The sequence below is a fragment of the Microbacterium sp. SORGH_AS_0969 genome, assembly GCF_030818255.1.
In the GTDB taxonomy this organism is placed as follows: Bacteria; Actinomycetota; Actinomycetes; order Actinomycetales; family Microbacteriaceae; genus Microbacterium.
The window spans coordinates 2,528,015-2,550,226 of the sequence record NZ_JAUTAG010000001.1 but is presented as its reverse complement, the minus strand read 5'-3'; the positions used below and the strand labels follow the sequence as shown (position 1 = coordinate 2,550,226).

The following is a 22,212-nucleotide window of genomic DNA, read 5'->3' as shown; positions in this document are numbered from 1 at the left end:
CTGGATACATTGGACCCCTCAGCGACCCGATCGCCGCCCCGCAGGGCGCCTTGCGTATACACTCAGCGGTGAACGGCGATGTCGAGGAGGCCAGCATGCGCGCGAGCGATCGGGCCTACGCCACCCTCCTCGAAGAGATCCAGACCGGCGTCCTCGCGCCGGGCACCGTCCTCGGCGAAGTCGAGCAGTCCGCCCGCCTGGGCGTGAGCCGGACTCCGCTGCGCACGGCCCTCGCCCGCCTGGCATCCGATGGACTCGTCGCCCAGTCGTCCCCGCGGGTCACCGTCGTCACCGACGTGCAGAGCGACGACATCCGCGCGCTCTTCACCGTCCGCCGCGCCCTCGAGGAGACGGCGGCCCGCCTGGCCGCGGCTTCGCCCTCGGCGACGGCGTTCACCCGGCTGGCGGACGCCTTCGCCGCCGCCGATCTTGACGGCGACACCGCTCGCGACGCGTACTACGCACTCATCGCCGAGTTCGACGAGGAGATGGATGCCGCCGCCGACAACGACTATCTGGTCGGCGCACTGCGCACCGTCCGCGCTCATCTCGTGCGCGTCCGACGCCTCGCGCGGTACCGCCCGGAACGACTCGCCGCCTCGGTCGCCGAGCACCGCCTGATCGCCTCGGCCATCGCGGCCGGCGACGGCGATCTCGCCGCGCATGCCGTCCACGTCCACCTGCACAACGCCCTCACCAGCATCCTCGACTCGCTCGAGACCTCCCCGACCCTCGCGTCCAGCGCGCAATCCATCGGCCGAAAGAGAAGATCATGACGATCACGCACCACGTTCGTGTCCACCGCAGCGAAGAGAACCTGGCTCGTGAGGGACAACTCGCGTGGTCTCTCGCGCGAATCGCGGTCGATCCGGTGGCGGTCGACGCCGATGTGGCGGACATGATCATCAACCGGGTGATCGACAACGCCGCCGTCGCGGCGGCGTCGCTGTCGCGCGAACCGGTCAGCGCGGCGCGTCAGCAGGCCCTGGATCACGCGGTGTCGATCGGCGGGGCCGGGGCGACGGTGTTCGGCTGCGCGCTGGAGCGACGTTCGAGCCCGGAGTGGGCGGCGTGGGCGAACGGCGTCGCCGTGCGAGAACTCGACTACCACGACACGTTCCTCGCGGCGGATTACTCCCACCCCGGCGACAACATCCCCCCGATCCTCGCCGTCGCCCAGCACACCGGCCGTGACGGCGCCGCCGTGGTGCGGGCGCTGGCGACGGCGTACGAGGTGCAGATCGACCTGGTCCGCGCGATCAGCCTGCACAAGCACAAGATCGATCACGTCGCCCACCTCGGCCCCTCCGCCGCGGCCGGCATCGGCACCCTCCTCGGCCTCGATCAGGCCACGATCTACCAGGCGATCGGCCAAGCCCTTCACACCACCACCGCGACCCGTCAGTCCCGCAAGGGCGAGATCTCCACGTGGAAGGCGCACGCCCCCGCGTTCGCGGGGAAGATGGCGATCGAAGCCGTCGACCGAGCCATGCGGGGCGAGACGTCGCCGTCCCCGATCTACGAAGGCGAAGACGGTGTCATCGCGTGGCTGCTCGACGGCCCCACCGCCACCTATGACGTCCCGCTGCCCGGTGACGGGGAGTCCAAGCGGGCGATCCTCGACTCGTACACGAAGGAGCACTCCGCCGAGTACCAGGCGCAGGCGTGGATCGACCTCGCCCGCAAGCTCCACCACGAGCGCCCCGACCTCACCGACCCGGCGAACATCGCCTCGATCGTGCTGCACACCAGCCACCACACGCACTACGTGATCGGCTCCGGCGCGAACGACCCGCAGAAGTACGACCCCACGGCCTCGCGCGAAACGCTGGATCACTCCATCCCGTACATCTTCGCCGTGGCGTTGCAGGACGGCGCCTGGCACCACGTCGACTCCTACGCCCCCGAACGCGCGGGCCGCTCCGACACCGTGCGGCTCTGGCACAAGGTCACGACGGCGGAGGATGCCGAGTGGACCCGCCGGTACCACTCCGAGGACCCGAACGAGAAGGCCTTCGGCGGTCGCGTCGTCATCACCCTCACCGACGGGTCGACCCTGGAGGACGAGATCGCCGTCGCCGACGCCCACCCTCTCGGCGCCCGACCCTTCGCCCGCGAGGACTACATCCGCAAGTTCCGAATCCTCGCCGAGCCCGTCCTGCTCCCCGAGGAGATCGAACGCTTCCTCGCCCTCGCCGAGCGCCTGCCCGAGCTCACCCCCGCCGAGGTCATGCAGCTCACCATCGTCGCGAAGCCCGGCGTCCTGGCATCCGCTCCCGCACCCAAGGGACTCTTCTGATGCTGTACTCGTCGGTCTCGGCAGCCGAGAAACGGCGGGCGTTCCGCGAGCGGTTGGCATCCGGCGAACTCCTCCGCTTCCCCGGGGCGTTCAACCCGCTGTCGGCCCGCCTCATCGAACGCAAGGGGTTCGAGGGCGTGTACATCTCGGGAGCGGTGCTGAGCGCCGATCTCGGGCTCCCCGACATCGGTCTGACCACCCTCACCGAAGTCGCCGGTCGCGGGCAGCAGATCGCCCGGATGACCGACCTCCCCGCGATCATCGACGCCGACACCGGTTTCGGCGAACCCATGAACGTCGCGCGGACCATCCAGACGCTCGAAGACGCGGGACTGGCCGGATGCCACATCGAAGACCAGATCAACCCGAAGCGGTGCGGCCACCTCGACGGGAAGGCGGTGGTCGACACCGACACCGCGATCAAGCGCATCCGCGCGGCGGTCGATGCGCGGCGTGACGACAACTTCCTCGTCATGGCCCGCACCGACATCCGGGCCGTCGACGGTCTGGACGCCGCGATCGACCGCGCGCGACAGCTCGTGGATGCCGGGGCGGACGCGATCTTCCCCGAGGCGATGCGCACCCTGGCCGAGTTCGAGGCGGTGCGCGCTGCTGTCGACGTGCCGATCCTCGCCAACATGACCGAGTTCGGCAAGAGCGACCTCTTCAGCGTCGACGACCTGCGGAGCGTCGGCGTGAACATCGTCATCTGGCCGGTCTCGCTCCTGCGCCTCGCGATGGGGGCCGCCGACCGCGCCCTCGACGTCCTCCAGGACGAGGGACACCTGAAGAGCCAGCTCGGCTCGATGCAGCATCGCGCCGACCTCTACGACCTGATCGACTACGAGCAGTACAACCACTTCGACACGAACATCTTCGACTTCACCATCACGAAGGAGTGAGCATGGCTGACACCCAGGACGACATCAAGAAGGGCCTCGCCGGCGTCACGGTGGACTACACCGCCATCAGCAAGGTCAATCCCGAGACCAATTCGCTCCTGTATCGCGGGTATCCCGTGCAAGAGCTCGCCGCCACGCAGTCGTTCGAGGCCGTCGCCCTGCTGCTGTGGAACGGCGACCTGCCGACCGAGTCGGAGCGCGGGGAGTTCGAGACGTTCGAGCGCGCGAACCGCGACCTCGACGACGACATCAAGACCGTGATCGACCTGCTCCCGCTCGACGCTCACCCCATGGACGTCGTGCGGACCGCCGTCTCGGCCCTCGGCGCCTCGGCGGCCGACGTGGCCGACAACTCTCCGTCGGCCGATCTCGCCAAGGCGAAGCTGCTGTTCGCCAAGATCCCCGCGATGGTGGCCTACGACCAGCGCCGCCGACGGGGGCAGGAGCTGGTTCCGCCCCGGGACGACCTGGATTACTCGCGCAACTTCCTCTGGATGACGTTCGGCGAAGAGCCGGTGGACGTCGTCGCCGAGGCGTTCAACGTGTCGATGATCCTGTACGCCGAGCACTCGTTCAATGCATCGACGTTCACCGCGCGCGTCATCACCTCGACGACCGCCGACCTGTACTCGGCGGTCGTCGGCGCGATCGGAGCACTCAAAGGCGCTCTGCACGGAGGCGCGAACGAGGCGGTCATGCACATCTTCGACGAGATCGGTTCGGCCGAGCGGGTCGCGGGCTGGCTCGACGACGCCCTCGCGAACAAGCGAAAGATCATGGGCTTCGGGCACCGGGTCTACAAGAAGGGCGACTCTCGCGTTCCCACGATGAAGGCGGCCCTCGACACGCTCGTCGCCCACTACGGCGCCGACGAACTCGCCGCCCTGTACGACGAGCTCGAGACCGCGTTCGTCGCGCGGAAGGGCATCTACCCGAACCTCGACTATCCGTCCGGACCGGCGTACCACCTCATCGGCTTCGACACCCCGACCTTCACCCCGCTGTTCGTCGCGGCCCGCGTCACGGGCTGGACGGCTCACATCATGGAGCAGACGGCATCCAACGCCCTCATCCGCCCGCTGTCGGCGTACACCGGCGTCGACGAACGGCACGTCGAGGGATACGTCGCGTCCGAGGCGGACCGAGCTGCCGCCGCACGGCCAGAAGAGGCGTAGGAACGTCAGAGGGGGCGGGACCTATGCGGTCCCGCCCCCTCTGACGTTCTCTTGGCTCAGGCGACGGTGAAGACGACCTCGACCTCGACCGGGCTGTCCAGAGGCAGAACGGGAACGCCGACGGCGGAGCGTGCGTGGACCCCGGCGTCGCCGAAGACCTCGCCCAGGAACTCGCTCGCGCCGTTGATGATGCCGGGCTGCCCGGTGAATTCAGGGACGGATGCCACGAACCCGGTGAGCTTGAGCACGCCCGTCAGCTTGTCGACACCGCCGGCGACGGCCGCCGCCGCCGCGAGGGCGTTGAGCGCGCACTGGCGCGCGTAGGTCTTGGCATCCGCGGGGCTCACGAGACCCTCGGACTCGCCGACCTTGCCCGTGGCGGGCAGGGCGCCCTGCACCATCGGCAGCTGACCGGAGGTGTAGATGAGATCGCCGTGCTGCTTCGCGGGGATGTAGGCAGCGACCGGCGGGACGACCGAGGGGACCTCGACGCCGAGCTCGGCGAGACGCTCCGCGACGCTCACTGCTGGCCCTCGAACTGACGCGCCGCGGCCTCGGCTGCCCCGAGGCCCGCGTTGGCCGTGCCACCGCCGGTCGGGCGCTTGAAGTAGGCCACGAGCCCGCCTTCGGGGCCGGTGACGACCTGCACGAGCTCCCACCCCTGCTTTCCCCAGTTGTTGAGGATCGCCGCGGTGTTGTGGATCAACAGCGGCGTGGTGAGGTACTCCCACGTGGTCATTCGCAGCTCCCGAAGGTGACTCGGATGCCGCGCACGAGGTGTGCGCGGCCAGGACGCGTACGCGCGCGAGCGCACGCCATCGAGGCATCGCCCAGCAACGTCGCTTAGCATCAACCCTATGCCTGAGAACAAACGAACGGCTAGCGGTGCGCTCGGCGGCATCCTCGGCCTCGTCGGTCTGAGCACGGCCGCCGGTGTTCTGCTGACCGCCGCTGTCACCCCGGCGATCGCCGTGTCAGGTGCCGCCGCCAGCAGCGCCATCACGATCTTCGACAACATGCCGAGCTACCTGCAGCCTGACGCGCTCATGCTGCCCACGACGCTCATGGCCGGCGACCGGGTCCTCGCGAAGTTCTACGACCAGAACCGCTCCCCCGTCACGTTCGACCAGGTGAACCCCGTCATGTACGACGCGATCCTCTCCTCCGAGGACCCGCGGTACTACCAGCACGGCGGCGTCGATCTCATCGGTACCACCCGTGCGCTCCTCAGCAACGCCTCGGGCGGCGAGACCCAGGGTGGCTCGTCGATCAGCCAGCAGTACGTCAAGAACGTGCTCGTGCAGCGATGCGAGCGCGACGCCAAGGCGACGGACGGCTCCGACGGCCAGCCCGCTCAGACGCGCGACGAGGCCCTGCAGGCGTGCGCCCTCGAGGCGATCCAGTCCGACGGCGTCGCGGGCTACCAGCGCAAGCTGCAGGAGATGCGGTATGCGATCCAGCTCGAGAAGCAGTACACGAAGGACCAGATCCTCCTCGGGTACCTCAACATCGCGAACTTCGGCGGCGTGACCTACGGCATCGACGCGGCCGCGAAGTACTACTTCAACGTCCCGGCCGCGCAGCTGAACGTGGGCCAGGCCGCCGTCCTCGCGGGCATGGTGCAGAACCCGAACCGCTTCCGCATCGACCGCCCGGAAGGGTCCATCAGCGACGGCGAGACCTCGTGGAACAAGGCGCCGGACGGGTCGATCGACGACGTCGACCAGAGCACCATCCAGGCGCTCTACACGCTGCGCGACAACGGTGAGATCACGCAGGAGCAGCTCGTGAACGCCGCCGACGGCTACAGCGAGACCAAGGGTCGACAGCTGTATGTCCTCAGCCGCATGGAAGCGGACGGCAAGATCACGCACGAGCAATACGTCGCGGCGGCCATCGAGCCGATCACCCCGCAGATCACCGCGACCGATCAGGGCTGCGCGAACTCGGGTGCCCCGTACTTCTGCCAGTACGTCGTCGCGACGATCCTGAACGACCCCGCCTTCGGCGCCACCGTCGACGACCGCGTCGACGCGCTCCGCCAGGACGGTCTCACGATCCAGACCACGCTCGATTGGCGTATTCAGGATGCCGCGCAGACCGCGATGAACGAGAACGCGCCGCAGAGCTTCGATGGAATGAAGTTCGGTTCCACCGCCGTCAGCATGGAGGCCAAGACCGGCCGCATCCTCGGCATCGCGCAGAACACGAAGTTCACGCAGGACCCGACGCAGGCGGAGTCCGACCCCGCCTACAACTCCATCGTCTTCGCGGGGGACAAGGACACCGGTGGTTCCATCGGCTTCAACGCCGGATCGACCTTCAAGCTCTTCACGCTCGTGGACTGGCTGGAGAAGGGCCACTCGCTCAACGAGAACCTCAACGGTCGTCTGCGTCCGGTGCCGAACATGAAGAACTCGTGTTACGGCGACTGGACCAACGGGGGCGGCACCATCATCAACAACTTCGGGTCCGACCCGGGTTACTACGGCACCCCGATGACCTTCACCAAGAACTCGCTCAATACCGGGTACCTCGCGATGGCCGCGCAGCTCGACCTGTGCGACATCGCCAAGGTCGCCAAGAAGCTCGGCGTCACCCGTGGCGACGGCACCGACATCGAAATGCGGGTCGCCAACAACGTCATCGGCGACGACAACGTCTCGCCGATCGCGATGGCCGGAGCCTATGCGACCGTCGCCAACGGTGGCACCCACTGCCAACCGAAGGTCATCGACAAGGTGACGGACAGTGACGGTGCCGAGCGTCCGATCCCCGACCGCCAGTGCACGCCCGGCACCCTGACGCCCGAAGTGTCCGCCGCGGCCGCTTACGCTCTACAGGGCGTCATGACCGGCGGCGGAACCGGACAGTCGGCCAATCCGTACGACGGAACCGCCCTGATCGGCAAGACCGGTACCCACGAGGGCTGGAACACGTGGATGATCGAGTCCTCGACCAACGTCACCACCGCCGTGTGGGTCGGCAACTGGGAGGGCACCGAAACCCTGTTCGGCAAGTATTGGAACGGGCAACAGCTCTCGAACATGAGGTACTCGATCGCCGAGGGCGCTCAGCGCGCCGCGGATGAGTTCTACGGAGGGGACGCTTTCCCGCCGCCGCCGTCGAACCTGACCCGCACGATCCAGCGCGACCTGCCCAACGTGGTGGGCAAGAGCATCGACGAGGCCCGATCGACGCTCGAGTCCGCGGGCTTCAGCGTGACCGTGGGCTCCCCCGTCGACTCCGACATGGGCGGCGATCGCGTCGCGGCGCAGAACCCCGGTGGCGGAACGGCGCCCGCGGGATCGACGATCACGATCAGCCCCGGCAACGGCCAGGGTGCCACGGTCCCGGACGTGTCCGGAAACCCCGTCAGCTCCGCCCGGGCCGCTCTGCTCGCCGCGGGCTTCGGGACCGTCTCGATCGGCAGCTGCGAGAAGGACGCGAGCGCACCCGCCGAGGGCCGCGTGACGGGGACGAACCCCGCCGCAGGGACCGCGACGAACAAGAACACCCCGGTGTCGCTGAGCATCGCCGCGAAGGACTGCCCGTGACCCGTCCCGCAGTGACGGCCGCCCTCGCACCCCTCGGGGTTGCGGGGGCGGCCGCTGTCGGCGCCGCCGTCTGGGGCGTCGGCATCGAGCGCTACCTCTTCACGGTCCGCTATCACGCGCTCCGCGTCCTTCCGAAGGGTGCGGAACCGATTCGCGTCCTCCATGTGTCGGACGCACACATGGCACCGTGGCAGCATCGCAAGCAGGAGTGGATGGCCCGGCTCGCGGACCTGTCGCCCGACCTCGTCGTGACCACGGGCGACAATCTCGGCCACCGCGACGGGCTCACCGGCATCCGTACCGCGTTCGCTCCCCTCCGCGACATCCCCGGCCTCGTGGTGCACGGATCGAACGACTTCCAAGAGCCGTCGCCGCGCAATCCCCTGCGGTACTTCCTCGGCCCCTCCGGGAACGTCCCCGCCCACAAGCACCTCGACGTCGAGGCTCTCGACCGATTCTTCTCCGACGACCTCGGCTGGAACATCCTCGACGACACCGCCGTATCGCTCGAGGTGAAGGGCGTGCGCATCACGGCGTTCGGTGTGAACGACGCTCACCGCAAGTGGGACCGCCCCGACCAGATTCCGCCGGTCCTGGCGACTCTGGATGCCGCCGACCTCACACTCGGAGTGATGCACGCCCCGTACCGTCGAACGCTCGACACATTCACCGACCTGGGCGCGGACATCCTTCTCGCGGGACACACCCACGGCGGTCAGGTGCGAGTCCCCTTCAGCCGCAAAGCGCTCGTGTCCAACTGCGACCTCCCGCTCGACCAGGCGCGCGGCCTCAGCGAGTGGTCCCACAGCGGCCGCTCGGTGCCCTTGAACGTGAGCGCGGGGCTCGGCCACTCCATCTACGCACCCGTTCGTTTCGGGTGCCGGCCCGAGGCGACGCTGCTCACGCTGCTCCCTCGCTGACCGCTTCTGCACACTGTCCGAAGGGGCCGTTCCGTCCACGGAACGGCCCCTTCGCCCGTTCTGCGGACTCGCCGCGAAGCGAAGATCGAGTCTCTCAATCGAAGGGACTCCTCATGCATCACTCCCGCTCCTCTCGACCTCCGCGACGTCGGCGCGCGCTGCTCGCCGTGCTCGCTCTGGTCGCCGCCGCCACAGCCCTCTTCGCCGCACCGGCGACGGCTGCCGATCGCGGAACGGGCTTCGGCACGTGGGCACCCCTGTCCTCCACGGGATGGCACGGGTCCATGCGCGTCGGCGCCGTTCACACGTACTGCATCCACCCCGGACTGCCCGTCGCGACGGGAACGACGACCGACCTCGGCGTCAGCTCCGACGTGCGCGGGCTCAGCGCCCAGCAGCTCGTCTCGATCAACCATCTCGTCTCCACGTACGGGCAGACCGACGATCCCGTCCAAGCCGCGAGCGTGGGGTGGGCCGTCAAGGCGATCGTCGACCGCGACACCACGCTTCACTCCTGGGGGTACAGCGGAGACTCGCTCAGCGGAGCGATCGACTACATCATGCGCCGCGCCAGCCCGGAGAACAGCGCGGCGATCCAGACAAGGGTCGAGCAGTACCTCACCGAGGCCGCGGCTGTTCGCGTGCCGCGCGTCGGCGGATCCCTCACCCTGACGACTGCCGCCGACGAGCCGACCGAGGGCACCATCGTCGCCGACGTCGACCCCGACGCGAGTGGCGTCCTGCACCTCGAGAACGCCGTGTTCGCCGACACGGGCTCCGCGGAACGGAACGACGTCCGAGCCGGCGTCGTCTACCCGATCTCTGCTCCCCGCCCGGAGGGCAGCGACGGGCGTCCATACACCGTTCGCGCGTCCGGGACGTTCACCGTGCGCGCGGCTGCGGTGCACCTGTACAGCACGCCCGGTCAGCAGGAGTCCGCGGGTCCCGCGGATCCGCAGACCTTCGCCCTCGCCACGGAGGACACCTCCGCGCGCCCCGTGCAGTTCCGCCCTCGGATCGAGACCTCGGCTCGCATCGAGAATGATCGGTTCATCGATGACGTGACCGTCTCCGTCGACGACGGCGTGTGGCCGCGCCTCGCGGACGGCTCCTTCGTCCCGCTCAGCGCGACGGCCGATCTCTACCGGACCGGAGCATTCCCCGCGGAGTCGGACGAGGTGCCCTCGAACCTCTCCCCCATGGCCCGACTCACGCTGGCGACGGATCCCGCCCGAGGACCGGGCACCTACCGGGTCGAGCTCGCCGACCGTCTTCCGGGTCCGGGCGTGTACACCGCCGTCTGGCGGATCTCCCTCGATGAGCAGGACCCGGCTGTCGCGCCGCACCTGCCTCGGGGATACGCCTGGGCCGAACGCTTCGCCTCCCCGTCGCAGACGGAGCAGCTCGCCCCCACGCCACCGTCGCACACACCGACGCCGACGGTCGCTCCGACGACATCGCCGGCCCCGTCGGCGTCACCCGCTCCCACGGCCCTCGCCGCCACGGGCGTCTCGAGCGCCTCCGCGGGCGGAGCCGCCGTCGGAGGAATCATCGCGATCGTGCTCGGCACCGGGGCAGCCATCGTCGCGAGGCGCCGCCCGACACGTCACCCCTGACGCGCATCGCGGCTGCCCGGGGCCGATGTCCGGCGGCCGATGTCCCGGCCGACGTCAGGGGCCGATGTCCTCGCGGGAGCCCGTCCGTACGCCGCGTGCGGAGCTTCCGCGAGGACACGCCCTGCAACCGACACTCCCGTTGTGCACGCCGATTGGGCGCACGTCCGCGGACAGGGTAGACTTTTAGGGTTGGCCACGGGGTGTGGCGCAGCTTGGTAGCGCGCGTCGTTCGGGACGACGAGGCCGCAGGTTCAAATCCTGTCACCCCGACCACTGTCCTCATCCGGACAAGAGAAGCGCTCGAACCCTTCACGGGTTCGAGCGCTTCTCTCTTTCCAGCCCGGCCCCGCTCGGCTCCCTGCACGAGGTGCGGCCACAGCGAGACGCGCACGCTCCACCCTCGCGCACACGCCCCGCTCGCCCGCATGCGCCCCACGAGCGATCGCTGCCCGGGACCGACGAGAGCAGCCCGCATCCCGCGTGAGGTCGGGCTGCCTCGCTCCGGACACATCGCTCCCCCCGGCCGCCGGCGAACGGCCACGTCGGCGCCCTTCATCTCGGTTGCACGCGACCGCGGACGGCGGGCGGGGGTACGCGTGCCCAAATCTTCGCGTGGGTCGAGCGAACCCCTGCACACAGAAAAGCACCCCGGTGCTCCGCAAAGGAGCACCGGGGGTGCTTTCACTCAGTCGTGCTTAGCGCTCGACGCGACGCAGGCGACGGTAGCCGAGAGCACCGACTCCACCGAGCAGGAGCGCAACGGCACCCCAGGCCAGCGGGGCCGGGTCACCCATACCGGTGACGGGCAGCTTGCCGCCGCCGTTACCCCCACCGGCGGGGCCGGGGGTCGCGGTCGGCGAGGGGGTCGGCGCCGGAGCAGCCGCCACCGCGAAGCTCACCGAAGCGGAGCTCGAAACGCTGTCGATCGTCTGGGTGGCGACGACCGTGTAGGCGCCCTCACCGAGAGCGTTCTTCAGCGCGACGGACCACTTGCCGTCCTTGACCGTAGCCTGACCCACCTTGGCGTCGTTGACGGTGACCGACACGACGGCCCCATTCACACCGGTGCCCGAGACGGAGGTCGGGATGGCGTCACCGCTGTAGGTGGCACCGTCCTGGATACCCGTGATGGTGGGAGCGGCGGGAGCAACGGTGAACGACGAGGTCGCCTCAGCCGAGGTCTGGCCGTCACGTGCCTGCGAGGCGCTCACGGTGTAGTTGCCGTAGCCGAGGTCGGCCTCGACCGACCAGGTGCCGTCAGCGGCGACCTTGGCGGTGCCGTCGACATCGCCCTCGACCGTGACCGTGGCGCCGGCGAGGCCGGTGCCCGAGATCGCGGTGACCTCGGTCTCGACGGTGGAGCCGTTGGCGGGCGTCGTGATGACCGGCGCCTCAGCCTTGACCTCGACGGAGGCGTCGACCTTCGACGACTTGTTGTAGCCGTTGACCGCGGTCATCGAGAAGGCGAACGTGCCGAGCTTGTCGGGCGCGTTGAACGTCCAGTTCCCGTTGCCGTCGACGGGCACGTCGAACGTGTCACCCGAAGCGGGCGTGACCTTCAGCGTGGTGCCGGCCGGGGCAGTACCCGTGATGGGAGCGCCGACGCCGACCGTGCCGCCGTTGGCGGGCGAGGTCAGAGCGGGGTCGTCGATCTTGATGGCGACGGTGTAGCCACCGGTCTGGGCGAGACCCTGCTGGAGGTCAGCGGCCCACATCCAGGTGCCGGACTCCGTACCACCGGAGACGAGACCGACGGCGGTGTTGCCCTGGATGACAGCGCCACCCGAGTCGCCGGGGGCACCGACGCGCTGGTCGCTGACGACGGCGAAGCCGTAGACCCAGCGGAACGTTCCGTCGGGCTTGCCGATGCGCGACCAGCCCTCGACCGCGTCGACGGTACCGGTGGTGAAACCGGTGGTGCGACCCGACTTCGAGGCGGCCTGGCCGACCTGGGCCGAGCCCACGGCGCGCACGTCGATGGTCGACGCAGCGAGGTCTTCCGACGAAGCCGTCTTCCAGTCGGTGACCTTCGGAAGAAGGTCGAGGTCATCGTTGGTCACGTCGATGGTCGAGATGTCGACCGAGTTGACGTCGCCTTCCGAACCCTGCGAGTTGTCGGAGCCACCGAACTGCCAGAACGACAGCGAGCCGAGCGGCGCCATTTCCTCAGAGGTGTTGCCACCGCCGGCGGGGTCGGTGCTGGGGACGGTCAGGATGCTGCGGTCGATGACGCCGTCGACGGCGCAGTGACCGGCGGAGATGACCGCGGGGTCGCCCTTCGGGGTCCAGCCGCTGAACCCGACCGAGCAGTAGCCGCCGTTGGACGGGTCGGACGACTCGTAACCCAGGTACCCGGCGCCACCCACGACGTCGTTCTCGGCCAGAGCCGAGAACTCGCTGTCGATGTGCTGGACCTTGACGTTCGACTTGGTCTGGACGAAGGACTTGGCCTCGCCCTCCAGGTTCGACTCGTCAGCGGTGGTGAACACGACCACGTTGCCCTCGCCGTCCTTGGCGACAGCCTGGACCTGGTCGCCGCTGCTGAGCAGCTCGCGAGCGGTCGAGTCGAACTCAGGACCCGCCGTGGGTGCGATCGACTGATTGTCACCGGCGAAGGCCACCGCGGGGGCCAGAAGGCCGGTCGCAGTGAGCGCGAGAGCGGCGGACGCAGCGACCCACCCCGTGCGCTTCATGTTTCTTGTCATCGTCTCATCTCGTGTGTGTCGGTGGAACGACGCGCGAAACGGTCGGGGATCGCGTTCGGGCCCCCACCCACCTCACAGCGTCGACGGCAACCCTACGATGAGCTGAGCATTGCTTGTGAGGATCTTTCGCATTTTGGCCGATGATGAGAAAAATCTCATTTTCAATTCACCTTTGCCCAATGCATCGCATCGATTTCATTGGCCGGCGTATTGCTTGCGAGAAAGGCCGCGAATTCCACAAGAATGAACCGGGGATGAGGCCTGCGATCCCCACTCCGCGCACCGCGGTTCACGAGGCGACGACGGACGCGACGGCCACCTCGATGCCGTCGCCGTGACCCGCATAGAATCAGTTGAAGCCGCGCGGCTACACGCGCCCGGCGATTGCCGACCGTGCCGCCACCCGCGGTGCGGCCACCTACCGCTCAGGAGCACCGTGCCCGACACCACGCCCCGTCTCGTCGCCTTCGACCTCGACGACACGCTCGCCCCGTCCAAGACCGCGATCGATCCCCGTATCGGCGACCTGTTGCTCGCTCTCGCGGAACGCGTGGAGGTCGCGATCATCTCCGGCGGCCAACTGCAGCAGTTCCGGTCCCAGGTGGTCGAGAGATTGCCGCAGACGGATGCGTCCCTCCTCGAGCATCTCCACCTCATGCCCACGTGCGGAACCCAGTACTACCGCCTCGACGCCGACGGCATCCAGACCGTCTACGCCCACTCCCTCACCGAAGACGAGAAGGCCCGGGCGCTGTCCGCCGTCCGCGAGGAGGCCGAGCGTCTCGGCCTCTGGGAAGCCGAACCGTGGGGCGAGATCCTCGAGGACCGCGGCTCTCAGATCACCTTCTCGGCTCTCGGTCAGAGCGCGCCGCTCGACGCGAAGATGGCGTGGGACCCGACCGGGGAGAAGAAGAACAGCCTTCGCGAGGCCGTCGCGGCCCGCATCCCCGACCTCGAGGTCCGCTCCGGCGGATCGACCTCGGTCGACATCACCCACCGCGGCATCGACAAGGCCTACGGCATGCGCCAGCTGGCCGATGCGACCGGCATCCCCCTCGACGACATGCTCTTCGTCGGCGACCGCCTCGACCCGGACGGCAACGACTACCCCGTGCTCGCCATGGGCGTCGCCTGCCACGCGGTCCACGGCTGGGAGGACACGGCCGACTACCTCGACGCCCTCATCCCGACGCTGCCGGTCCGCGCCCAGGTCTGACGCCCGCACCATTCGACGAACGCCGCCTCGATCGCGAGGCGGCGTTCTTCGTCGTCGGGATCCGCGGTGAAGCTCAGAGGATCTGCCCGATCGGTTCGCGCTTCTCCGCCTGGAACCGATCCTCTGTGCGGCCGTACGCCCAGTAGCCCGACAACGAGACCTGCGCGAGAGGCAGACCCCAGCGCCCGAAGACCACATCTCGCAAGCCCTTCATGGCCTCACGCTCACCGTGCGCGAACACGTGACCGCGTCCCGCCGGAGGGGTCCATCCGGCAACCGCGTCGACGAGCGCGTGCGTCGTCCCCGCCGGCGCCGTGCCCCGGTGGATCCACTCGACGAGAACCCCCTCCGGAGCGGAGAGCGGCACGTGCTCGTCGGGCCCCTGCACCTCGAGGAAGGCGACACCCACGGCATCCGGGGACAGAGCCTCGAGAGCGGCGGCGATCGCCGGGATGGCGGACTCGTCTCCGGCCAGAAGGTGCCAGTCCGCTTCCGGGTCGGGCGCGTACCCTCCTCCCGGCGACGAGACGACCAGACGCTCCCCCGGCTGTGCCCGCGCCGCCCAGGGGCCTGCCAAACCCTCGTCGCCGTGCACGACGAAGTCGATCGCGAGCTCGTCGCCGACGACCTCTCGAACCGTGTAGGTCCGCGTGACGGGAAGGTCTTCGGGGGCCAGGGTGTCCCGCAGCGCCGCAAGATCGTACGGCGGCTCCAGACCGAGCTCCGGCTTCACGAACGTGATCTTGACGTATCGGTCGGTGTAGGGACTCTCGCGGAACACCGACAGGTCGGCTCCCCGCGCCCGGATGCGAACCAGATGCGGTGTGATCCGCTCGGTGGCGACGACCTCGAGCACGTGCTGCGGGCGGGGCGGTCGAACAGGGCGATCGGTCATGGAAGTCCTCTCTCCGGGCGGGTACCGACGGGCGCGGTGTCGACGTTCGCCGCGGGGACGCTCTCGTCGTCGACGGGCGCCCCCAACTCCTGGGCGACCTGACGGAAGTATCCGGCGATATGTCCGCGGACGGCATCTCGCGCCGCGGCGCCGTCCCCGCGACCCACCGCCGCGACGATGTCGCGGTGCTCGCTCCGCAACCGCCGTGCGGTCGTCGTCCAGTCGCTCATCCGAGCGGCGCCGAGCTGGGTGTACGACTCGATGGAGCTGCGCAGTCCCGCCATCATCGCCGCGACGACCGCGTTGCCGGACGCCTCGGCGAGCGCTTGGTGCAGCCGTGCGTCGAGCGCGAGGAACTCTTCCGGCGAGAGCTCGCCCGCGTCCATGGCATCCAGGATCTCGTGGACCTCGGCGAGGTCGGCCGCAGGCTCCGCCGCGAGACGCTCCACGACATCGCCCTCGAGCACGACGCGCGTGCGCACGACGTCGGCGATGGGGAAACCGTTCGCGGCGACCTGCAACCGCAGGAAAGCGGCGAGTCCGCCGCGCGGAGTGGTGACGATCATCGCCCCCGCGCTCGGGCCTGACCCGGTCGCGGTTCGCACCACCCCGAGAACCTCGAGAACGCGAATGGCTTCGCGGACGCTCGAACGGCCCACGCCGAGGACCGCCGCCAGCTCTCTCTCGGGCGTCAGTCGATCGCCGGGAGACAGGCGCCCGTCGCGCAGGTCAGCCTCGATGCGCTCGAGAACGACCTGCCACGCGCGCGGTGCGGTGTCCGGCATGGCATCCCTGTCCTCGTCCGGTCGGGCCGATGTGGCCGGACCACATCAGCCTACGCGCGGATCGTCAGGCGTCGGCGGGGGTGGCGTACCCGGCCGGGTTCGTCGTCTGCCAGTTCCAGTAGTCGCGGCAGGCGTCGTCGATGGTGAGGCGCGTGCGCCAGCCGAGCACGTCGGCCGCCTTGGTCGGGTCGCAGTAGGTGGCGGCGACGTCGCCGGGTCTGCGGGCGAGGATCCGCTTCGGGAGTTCGTGCCCGACGGCCTTCTCGAACGAGGCGACGAGCTCGAGCACGCTCACGGGCCGCCCGGTGCCGAGGTTGAAGACCTGGTGCCCCGGCTGCGCCTGCTCGAGCGCAGCGACGTGCCCCTCGGCGAGGTCGACGACATGGATGTAGTCGCGCAGACCGGTGCCGTCGGGGGTGTCGTAGTCGTCGCCGAAGACGCCGACCTCGTCGAGCGTTCCGATCGCGACCCGCGAGACGTAGGGCATGAGATTGTTCGGGATGCCGGCTGGGTCTTCGCCGATCAGGCCGGACGGGTGCGCACCGACCGGGTTGAAGTAGCGGAGCACCGTCACGTTGAGCTCGGGGTTCACGCGGGCGACGTCGGCGAGGACGACCTCGTTCATGCGCTTCGACTTGCTGTACGCGTTCGAGAGGTCGATGCTCGTCGTCGACTCTTCGGTGAACGGCAGGTCGGCCGGGTCGGAGTACACGGTCCCGGTGGACGAGAACACGAACGACCGGATGCCGTGCGCCAGGCCCACGCGAAGGAGCGCGAACGTGGTGTCGAGGTTGTTGGAGTAGTACTCCAGGGGCTTCTGCGTGGACTCCCCCACCGCTTTGAAGGCGGCGAGGTGGATGATCGCGTCGATGGGTCCGTGCGCCTCGAAGGCAGCAGAGACGACCGCGTCATCGGCGGCGTCGCCGATGACGAGCGGCGCGGGCTTGCCCGTGATGCGCTCCACGCGCTCGGCGGCGACCTCGTGAGTACCGGACAGGTCGTCGAGGAGGACGACATCATGGCCGGCTTCGAGGAGGGCGACGGCCGTGTGGGTTCCGATGTAACCGGCACCGCCGGCCAGGAGTACGCGCATACTCCCAGGCTATCGTTCGGCGCCGACGTCCCCGGTTCGTCCGATCGTCGGGTCGTCGAGTGCTGACTTGCGCCATCTGCACACCGGACCGGATCCCCTGCGGGCATATGCCGCAAATCAGCCTCCGACGCACTCCTGGCCCAGGGGCGGCGCGCCGGGCGAGCCGGGGACGGCGTCCGGCGTCTCAGCGTCCGTCGAGACGGCCGCCGGACTCGCGCAGGTAGCACGCCGCGCACATCGACTCGTACGTGACCTCGCCCTGGATCTGCCCCTCGTCGATCGCCACCTGATCGCCGTCGAAGACGAAGCGCCCGCCCACCAACCTCGCGTTGAAGATCGCCTTGCGTCCGCACCGGCAGATGGTCTTGAGCTCTTCGAGGCTGTGCGCGATCTCCATGAGCCGCGCCGACCCCGGGAAGGCCTCCGTGCGGAAATCGGTACGGATGCCGTAGGCGAGCACCGGCACGTCGTCGAGCACCGCGATGCGCAAGAGGTCGTCGACCTGCGCCGGGGTGAAGAATTGCGCCTCGTCGACCAGGAGCGAGGCGACGGGGTCGGGGCCGGCAGCCGCGGCGAACACCGCGCGCAGGTCGTCGTCGGGGCCCACGAGGAAGTCGACCGGGCGGCTCACGCCCAAGCGGCTTTCGATCTGGTCGGCGCCCTTGGTGTCGATCTCGGGCTTGGCGAGCAGCACGCGCTGTCCGCGTTCCTCGTAGTTGTACGCCGCCTGCAGCAGGGCCGTCGACTTGCCCGAGTTCATCGCTCCGTAGCGGAAGTACAGCTTCGCCACGGGATCAGGGGTTGATCTTCAGCGCCTGGGCCGTGGCATCCAGTTCTCGGCGCGCCGCCTCGGGGTGGGTGTTGAGTGACTCGCCGTAGCTCGGGATGAGCTCGCGCAGACGCGGCTCCCACTCGGGCATGCGTTCGGGGAAGCACGTCTTGATCAGGCCGAGCATGATCGACACCGCCGTGGACGCGCCCGGGGACGCACCGAGGAGACCGGCGATCGAGCGGTCGGAGGCCGTGATGACCTCGGTGCCGAACTGGAGCACACCGCCCTTGTCTTTGTCTTTCTTCATCACCTGAGCGCGCTGGCCCGCGTCGAGCAGCTCCCAATCCTCGGCCTTCGCCGTTGGCATGAAGTCGCGGAGGCTGTCGACCTTCTTCGCATGCGTCTTCAGGAGCTCGCTGATCAGGTACTTGATGAGACCCGGGTTGTCGACGGCGACCTTCAGCATGGGCAGGAGGTTGTGCGGGCGCACCTGCGTCACGATGTCGAGCATCGACCCGTTCTTGAGGAACTTGGGGCTGAACGTGGCGAACGGGCCGAACAGCAGCGAGGACTCCCCGTCGATGACGCGCGTGTCGAGATGCGGAACCGACATCGGCGGGGCACCGACCGACGCCTGCGAGTAGACCTTCGCGCGGTGCTTCGCGACGATGTCGGGGTTGGAGGTCTTGAGCCACTGCCCGCCGATCGGGAAGACGCCGTAGCCCTTGATCTCGGGGATGCCGGAACGCTGCAGGAGCTTGAGCGCCCAGCCGCCCGCACCCACGAAGACGAAGGTCGCGTTGATCGAGCCCGGTGTTCCGCCGATCACGTGGCGGTAGGACACCTCCCACGAGCCGTCCTTCTGCTTCTTCAGCTTCTTGACGTCGTGGTTGGTGACGACCTCCACACCCTTCTCGCGCAGGTTCGCGAAGAGCTGTCGCGTGAGCGAGCCGAAGTCGACGTCCGTACCGGCGGGGACGCGCGTGGCCGCGAAGGGCTCGCCCTTGCGGCGCTTCTGCATGAGCAGCGGCGCCCACTGGTTGATGACCCGCGAGTCCTCGGTGTACTCGATTCCCGCGAACAGGGGCTGCTCCTTGAGGACCTCGTAGCGCTTGCGGAGGAACGCGACGTCTTTCTCTCCCCTGACGAAGGTCATGTGCGGGGTCGCGTTGATGAACGTCGACGGCTCGTCGAGCACGCCCTCGGCGACCAGCGAGGCCCACAGCTGGCGGCTCTGCTGGAACTGCTCGTTGATCGTGATCGCCTTGGCGGGGTCGATAGAGCCGTCCTTCGCCTCGGGCGTGTAGTTCAACTCGCAGAGCGCCGCGTGACCGGTGCCCGCGTTGTTCCAGGCGTTCGAGCTCTCCTGTGCGACGTCGCTCAAACGCTCCATGACCGCGATCTTCAGATCGGGCTGGAGGTCTTTCAGCAGCGTGCCGAGAGTGGCGGACATGATGCCGCCACCGATGAGGAGAACATCGACGTTTTCAGTCACCCGACGATTCTAGGCGCGGGCTGCAAGGTCTCTCGACATCGAGAGATCGGTCGGTTCGATGTCGAGACAACCCCGGCTCACGGCATCCGGATGCCGTCGGGTCAGACGCGCGCGGCGAGCTTCTGCGCGACGATCTCGGCGATCTGCACGGCGTTGAGCGCGGCGCCCTTGCGCAGGTTGTCGTTGCTGACGAACAGCACGAGCCCCCTGCCCTCGGGAGCGGACTGGTCCGCGCGGATGCGTCCGACGTAGCTCGGGTCGGTGCCGGCCGCCTGGAGCGGCGTGGGGACCTCTTCGAGCTTCACCCCGGGAGCGTCGGCGAGGAGCTCGCGCGCACGCTCGGGCGAGAGGTCGCGGGCGAACTCCGCATTGATGCTGAGCGAGTGGCCCGTGAAGACGGGGACGCGCACGCACGTGCCCGCGACACGGAGGTCGGGCAGCTCGAGGATCTTGCGGCTCTCGTTGCGGAGCTTCTTCTCTTCGTCGGTCTCGTTGAGGCCGTCGTCGACGAGGTTGCCCGCGAAGGGGATGACGTCGAACGCGATGGGGGCGACGTACTTCCCGGGCTGCGGGAAGTCGAGGGCCGAGCCGTCGCGGACGAGCCGCTCGACGTCGCCCTGCGCGAGAACGCCCTCGACCTGACCGAGGAGCTCCTGGGCGCCCGCGAGGCCGGAGCCCGAGACCGCCTGGTAGGTGCTGACGATGAGGCGCTCGAGGCCCGCCTCGGTGTCGAGCACCTTCAGCACCGGCATCGCGGCCATGGTCGTGCAGTTGGGGTTCGCGACGATGCCCTTGACGGCCTCGTCGTCGATCGCGTGCGGGTTGACCTCGCTCACGACGAGCGGAACCTCGGGGTCCATGCGCCAGGCGCTCGAGTTGTCGATGACGAGGGCACCGGCCTCGGCGAAGCGGGGAGCGTGCGCGCGCGAACCGGTGGCACCGGCCGAGAACAGGGCGACCTCGACGCCGGCAGGATCAGCCGTGGCGACGTCTTCGACGACGACCGAGTGGCCACCGAACTCGATCGAGGTGCCGGCGGAGCGCGCCGTGGCGAAGAGGCGCAGTTCGCGAATCGGGAACGCCCGCTCGGCGAGGATCTCGAGCATGACGGAGCCGACCTGACCGGTGGCGCCGACGACGGCGAGGGAGATTCCGGAATCGGAGATGCGGGTCATGCGAAGTACCTCGGGTGTTCGGGAGTGGATGCCGCGACGCGCGGCGTTCGGGTCAGGGTAGCGCGGACCGCGCGATACGCTCGCCTCGAGCGGGCCGAACTCCGGAGAAAACGACGGGGATTCGCACCAGAATGGCGGGATCTCGCGGGTACGGCGCGGCGCCGCTCGAGAACTCAGGAGTTTTGCACAGCGGCGCGCGCGGACGAGCGGCCGCGCGCGTCAGCGACCGGTGCCGGCGTGGACGGTGGCCTCGGCCTCGCCGTCCAGACCGTAGGCGGTGTGCACGAGACGCGCGGCCTCGGCGAGGTCGACGCCGCGCACGACCACCGAGATGCGGATCTCGGAGGTCGAGATCATCTCGATGTTGACGCCCGCCATGCTCAGCGCCTCGAACAGCGTCGCCGAGACGCCCGAGTGCGTGCGCATGCCCGCGCCCACGACCGACAGCTTGCCGATCTGGTCGTCGTGCACGAGGCTCTCGAACCCGACCTCGGCCTGCTCGCCAGCGAGCGCCTTCAGCGCCGTCGTGGCATCGGTCTTGGGCAGCGTGAACGAGATGTCGGTGCGACCGGTCGCGGCGGCCGAGACGTTCTGCACGATCATGTCGACGTTCGCGCCCGACTTCGCGACGATCTTGAAGATGTCGGCGGCCTTGCCGGGGACGTCGGGGACGCCGATGACGGTGATCTTCGCCTGGCTGAGGTCGGTGGCGACGCCGGCGACGATGGGCTCTTCCATGGCTTCACTTTCGGGGACGAGGGGGGAGGACTTGGAGGCGTCGAGCACCCAGGTGCCCTCGCCCGAGCTGAACGTGGACCGCGCGTGGATCAGCACGCCGTGGCGGCGCGCGTACTCGACGGCGCGGATGTAGAGGACCTTCGCGCCGTTGGCGGCGAGCTCGAGCATCTCTTCGCTGCCGACGCGGTCGAGCTTGCGGGCCAGGGGCACGACGCGGGGGTCGGCGGTGAAGATGCCGTCGACGTCGCTGTAGATCTCGCACACGTCGGCGTTCAGGGCGGCGGCCAGAGCGACAGCCGTGGTGTCGGAGCCGCCGCGACCGAGCGTGGTGATGTCGCGGGTGTCGCGGTTGAAGCCCTGGAAGCCGGCGACGATGACGATCGCGCCCTCGTCGAGCGCTTCGCGCAGACGCACGGGCGTGACGTCGACGATGCGGGCGGCGCCGTGCGTGGCATCCGTGATCATCCCCGCCTGGCTGCCGGTGAAGGAACGGGCCTCGAAGCCCATCGAGTGGATCGCCATGGCCAGCAGCGCCATCGAGATGCGCTCGCCCGACGACAGCAGCATGTCGAGCTCGCGCGGAGCGGGGATCGGAGCGACCTGACCCGCGAGGTCGAGCAGCTCGTCGGTCGTGTCGCCCATCGCGCTGACGGCGACGACGACCTCGTGACCCGCGCGACGCGTGTCGACGATGCGCTTGGCGACGCGCTTGATGCTCTCGGCGTCGGCGACGGAGGAACCGCCGTACTTCTGGACGATCAGCGCCATAAGGGAAACTCCCGGGGAGGGACGAGCGTCGGGATGCCACGACGGGGCGCTCGGATGCCGCACCCGAGGGTCCATCCTAGGGGCGCGGGTATGCCACCTCC

The 22,212-nt window shown here is 69.0% G+C and carries 18 protein-coding genes and 1 tRNA gene; 9 read left to right on the top strand and 10 right to left on the bottom strand.

What is annotated here, in order from left to right; translation table 11 throughout:
• Positions 1-95: 95 nt before the first annotated feature.
• From QE388_RS11865 to QE388_RS11850, 4 genes are read left to right on the top strand one after another with little or no spacing between them, the layout of a single operon-like run.
• Positions 96-776, top strand: coding sequence for a GntR family transcriptional regulator (locus QE388_RS11865; protein WP_307387123.1), 681 nt, complete (start codon positions 96-98; stop codon positions 774-776).
• The gene (locus QE388_RS11860) at positions 773-2,299 is read left to right on the top strand and encodes an MmgE/PrpD family protein (RefSeq protein ID WP_307385513.1); all 1,527 of its coding nucleotides are present in this window, start codon (positions 773-775) and stop codon (positions 2,297-2,299) included. The genes QE388_RS11865 and QE388_RS11860 overlap by 4 nt, the downstream gene beginning before the upstream one ends.
• Positions 2,299-3,201, top strand: a complete 903-nt coding sequence (prpB, locus tag QE388_RS11855) for a methylisocitrate lyase (RefSeq protein WP_307385512.1) — start codon at positions 2,299-2,301, stop codon at positions 3,199-3,201. The genes QE388_RS11860 and prpB overlap by 1 nt, the downstream gene beginning before the upstream one ends.
• Positions 3,202-3,203: 2 nt before the next feature.
• Complete coding sequence (locus QE388_RS11850) at positions 3,204-4,376, top strand: bifunctional 2-methylcitrate synthase/citrate synthase (protein WP_307385510.1); 1,173 nt, start codon at positions 3,204-3,206, stop codon at positions 4,374-4,376.
• Between the two features lie 56 nt (positions 4,377-4,432).
• On the opposite strand, the gene QE388_RS11845 is transcribed toward QE388_RS11850, so the two are convergent.
• Both QE388_RS11845 and QE388_RS11840 read right to left on the bottom strand, forming a co-directional pair.
• Positions 4,433-4,900 carry a RidA family protein gene (locus QE388_RS11845; protein WP_307385508.1) on the bottom strand — a complete coding sequence of 156 codons (468 nt, stop codon included), beginning with the start codon at positions 4,898-4,900 and terminating at the stop codon, positions 4,433-4,435.
• Positions 4,897-5,115, bottom strand: coding sequence for a hypothetical protein (locus QE388_RS11840; RefSeq protein WP_013585749.1), 219 nt, complete (start codon positions 5,113-5,115; stop codon positions 4,897-4,899). The genes QE388_RS11845 and QE388_RS11840 overlap by 4 nt, the downstream gene beginning before the upstream one ends.
• A 118-nt stretch (positions 5,116-5,233) precedes the next feature.
• Here QE388_RS11840 and QE388_RS11835 point away from each other — a divergent pair, with 118 nt between their 5' ends.
• The 4 genes from QE388_RS11835 to QE388_RS11820 all read left to right on the top strand — a co-directional run bounded on the left by QE388_RS11835 (position 5,234) and on the right by QE388_RS11820 (position 10,742).
• Positions 5,234-7,933 carry a transglycosylase domain-containing protein gene (locus QE388_RS11835; protein WP_307385506.1) on the top strand — a complete coding sequence of 900 codons (2,700 nt, stop codon included), beginning with the start codon at positions 5,234-5,236 and terminating at the stop codon, positions 7,931-7,933.
• Complete coding sequence (locus QE388_RS11830; protein ID WP_307385505.1) at positions 7,930-8,853, top strand: metallophosphoesterase; 924 nt, start codon at positions 7,930-7,932, stop codon at positions 8,851-8,853. The genes QE388_RS11835 and QE388_RS11830 overlap by 4 nt, the downstream gene beginning before the upstream one ends.
• A 113-nt stretch (positions 8,854-8,966) precedes the next feature.
• Positions 8,967-10,469 (top strand): hypothetical protein, encoded by a 1,503-nt coding sequence (locus tag QE388_RS11825; RefSeq protein ID WP_307385503.1) that lies wholly within the window; start codon positions 8,967-8,969, stop codon positions 10,467-10,469.
• A gap of 196 nt (positions 10,470-10,665) precedes the next feature.
• Positions 10,666-10,742, top strand: a tRNA-Pro gene (locus QE388_RS11820).
• Positions 10,743-11,164: 422 nt separating this feature from the next.
• Here the strand turns inward: QE388_RS11820 and QE388_RS11815 are convergent.
• On the bottom strand, positions 11,165-13,174 hold the full coding sequence (locus tag QE388_RS11815) for a hypothetical protein (protein ID WP_307385501.1): 2,010 nt from the start codon (positions 13,172-13,174) through the stop codon (positions 11,165-11,167).
• 436 nt (positions 13,175-13,610) lie between these two features.
• Between QE388_RS11815 and QE388_RS11810 the strand changes: the two genes are divergently transcribed.
• Positions 13,611-14,390, top strand: coding sequence for an HAD-IIB family hydrolase (locus QE388_RS11810; protein WP_307385500.1), 780 nt, complete (start codon positions 13,611-13,613; stop codon positions 14,388-14,390).
• 73 nt (positions 14,391-14,463) lie between these two features.
• On the opposite strand, the gene QE388_RS11805 is transcribed toward QE388_RS11810, so the two are convergent.
• From QE388_RS11805 to QE388_RS11775, 7 genes are all read right to left on the bottom strand, one after another.
• A complete protein-coding gene (locus tag QE388_RS11805) occupies positions 14,464-15,285 on the bottom strand; it encodes a siderophore-interacting protein (RefSeq protein ID WP_307385499.1) in 822 nt (273 codons plus the stop codon).
• A complete protein-coding gene (locus QE388_RS11800) occupies positions 15,282-16,070 on the bottom strand; it encodes a FadR/GntR family transcriptional regulator (RefSeq protein WP_307385498.1) in 789 nt (262 codons plus the stop codon). The genes QE388_RS11805 and QE388_RS11800 overlap by 4 nt, the downstream gene beginning before the upstream one ends.
• Before the next feature lie 64 nt (positions 16,071-16,134).
• The gene (gene galE, locus QE388_RS11795) at positions 16,135-17,163 is read right to left on the bottom strand and encodes a UDP-glucose 4-epimerase GalE (protein ID WP_307385497.1); all 1,029 of its coding nucleotides are present in this window, start codon (positions 17,161-17,163) and stop codon (positions 16,135-16,137) included.
• Positions 17,164-17,347: 184 nt separating this feature from the next.
• A complete protein-coding gene (locus tag QE388_RS11790) occupies positions 17,348-17,953 on the bottom strand; it encodes a thymidine kinase (RefSeq protein ID WP_307385496.1) in 606 nt (201 codons plus the stop codon).
• A gap of 4 nt (positions 17,954-17,957) precedes the next feature.
• Positions 17,958-19,430: a malate:quinone oxidoreductase gene (locus tag QE388_RS11785; protein WP_275798054.1), complete on the bottom strand. Its 1,473-nt coding sequence runs from the start codon at positions 19,428-19,430 to the stop codon at positions 17,958-17,960.
• A 101-nt stretch (positions 19,431-19,531) separates the two neighbouring features.
• Positions 19,532-20,605: an aspartate-semialdehyde dehydrogenase gene (locus QE388_RS11780; RefSeq protein WP_307385494.1), complete on the bottom strand. Its 1,074-nt coding sequence runs from the start codon at positions 20,603-20,605 to the stop codon at positions 19,532-19,534.
• Positions 20,606-20,824: 219 nt separating this feature from the next.
• The gene (locus tag QE388_RS11775) at positions 20,825-22,111 is read right to left on the bottom strand and encodes an aspartate kinase (RefSeq protein WP_275799532.1); all 1,287 of its coding nucleotides are present in this window, start codon (positions 22,109-22,111) and stop codon (positions 20,825-20,827) included.
• Positions 22,112-22,212 lie beyond the last annotated feature (101 nt).

Coding starts and splice junctions, on each gene's coding strand:
- QE388_RS11860 (WP_307385513.1), top strand. CDS start 773: ATGACGATCACGCACCACGTTCGTGTCCACCGCAGCGAAGAGAACCTG.
- QE388_RS11780 (WP_307385494.1), bottom strand. CDS start 20,605: ATGACCCGCATCTCCGATTCCGGAATCTCCCTCGCCGTCGTCGGCGCC.
- QE388_RS11825 (WP_307385503.1), top strand. CDS start 8,967: ATGCATCACTCCCGCTCCTCTCGACCTCCGCGACGTCGGCGCGCGCTG.
- QE388_RS11775 (WP_275799532.1), bottom strand. CDS start 22,111: ATGGCGCTGATCGTCCAGAAGTACGGCGGTTCCTCCGTCGCCGACGCC.
- QE388_RS11805 (WP_307385499.1), bottom strand. CDS start 15,285: ATGACCGATCGCCCTGTTCGACCGCCCCGCCCGCAGCACGTGCTCGAG.
- QE388_RS11840 (WP_013585749.1), bottom strand. CDS start 5,115: ATGACCACGTGGGAGTACCTCACCACGCCGCTGTTGATCCACAACACC.
- QE388_RS11865 (WP_307387123.1), top strand. CDS start 96: ATGCGCGCGAGCGATCGGGCCTACGCCACCCTCCTCGAAGAGATCCAG.
- QE388_RS11815 (WP_307385501.1), bottom strand. CDS start 13,174: ATGACAAGAAACATGAAGCGCACGGGGTGGGTCGCTGCGTCCGCCGCT.
- galE (WP_307385497.1), bottom strand. CDS start 17,163: ATGCGCGTACTCCTGGCCGGCGGTGCCGGTTACATCGGAACCCACACG.
- QE388_RS11835 (WP_307385506.1), top strand. CDS start 5,234: ATGCCTGAGAACAAACGAACGGCTAGCGGTGCGCTCGGCGGCATCCTC.
- QE388_RS11850 (WP_307385510.1), top strand. CDS start 3,204: ATGGCTGACACCCAGGACGACATCAAGAAGGGCCTCGCCGGCGTCACG.
- QE388_RS11800 (WP_307385498.1), bottom strand. CDS start 16,070: ATGCCGGACACCGCACCGCGCGCGTGGCAGGTCGTTCTCGAGCGCATC.
- prpB (WP_307385512.1), top strand. CDS start 2,299: ATGCTGTACTCGTCGGTCTCGGCAGCCGAGAAACGGCGGGCGTTCCGC.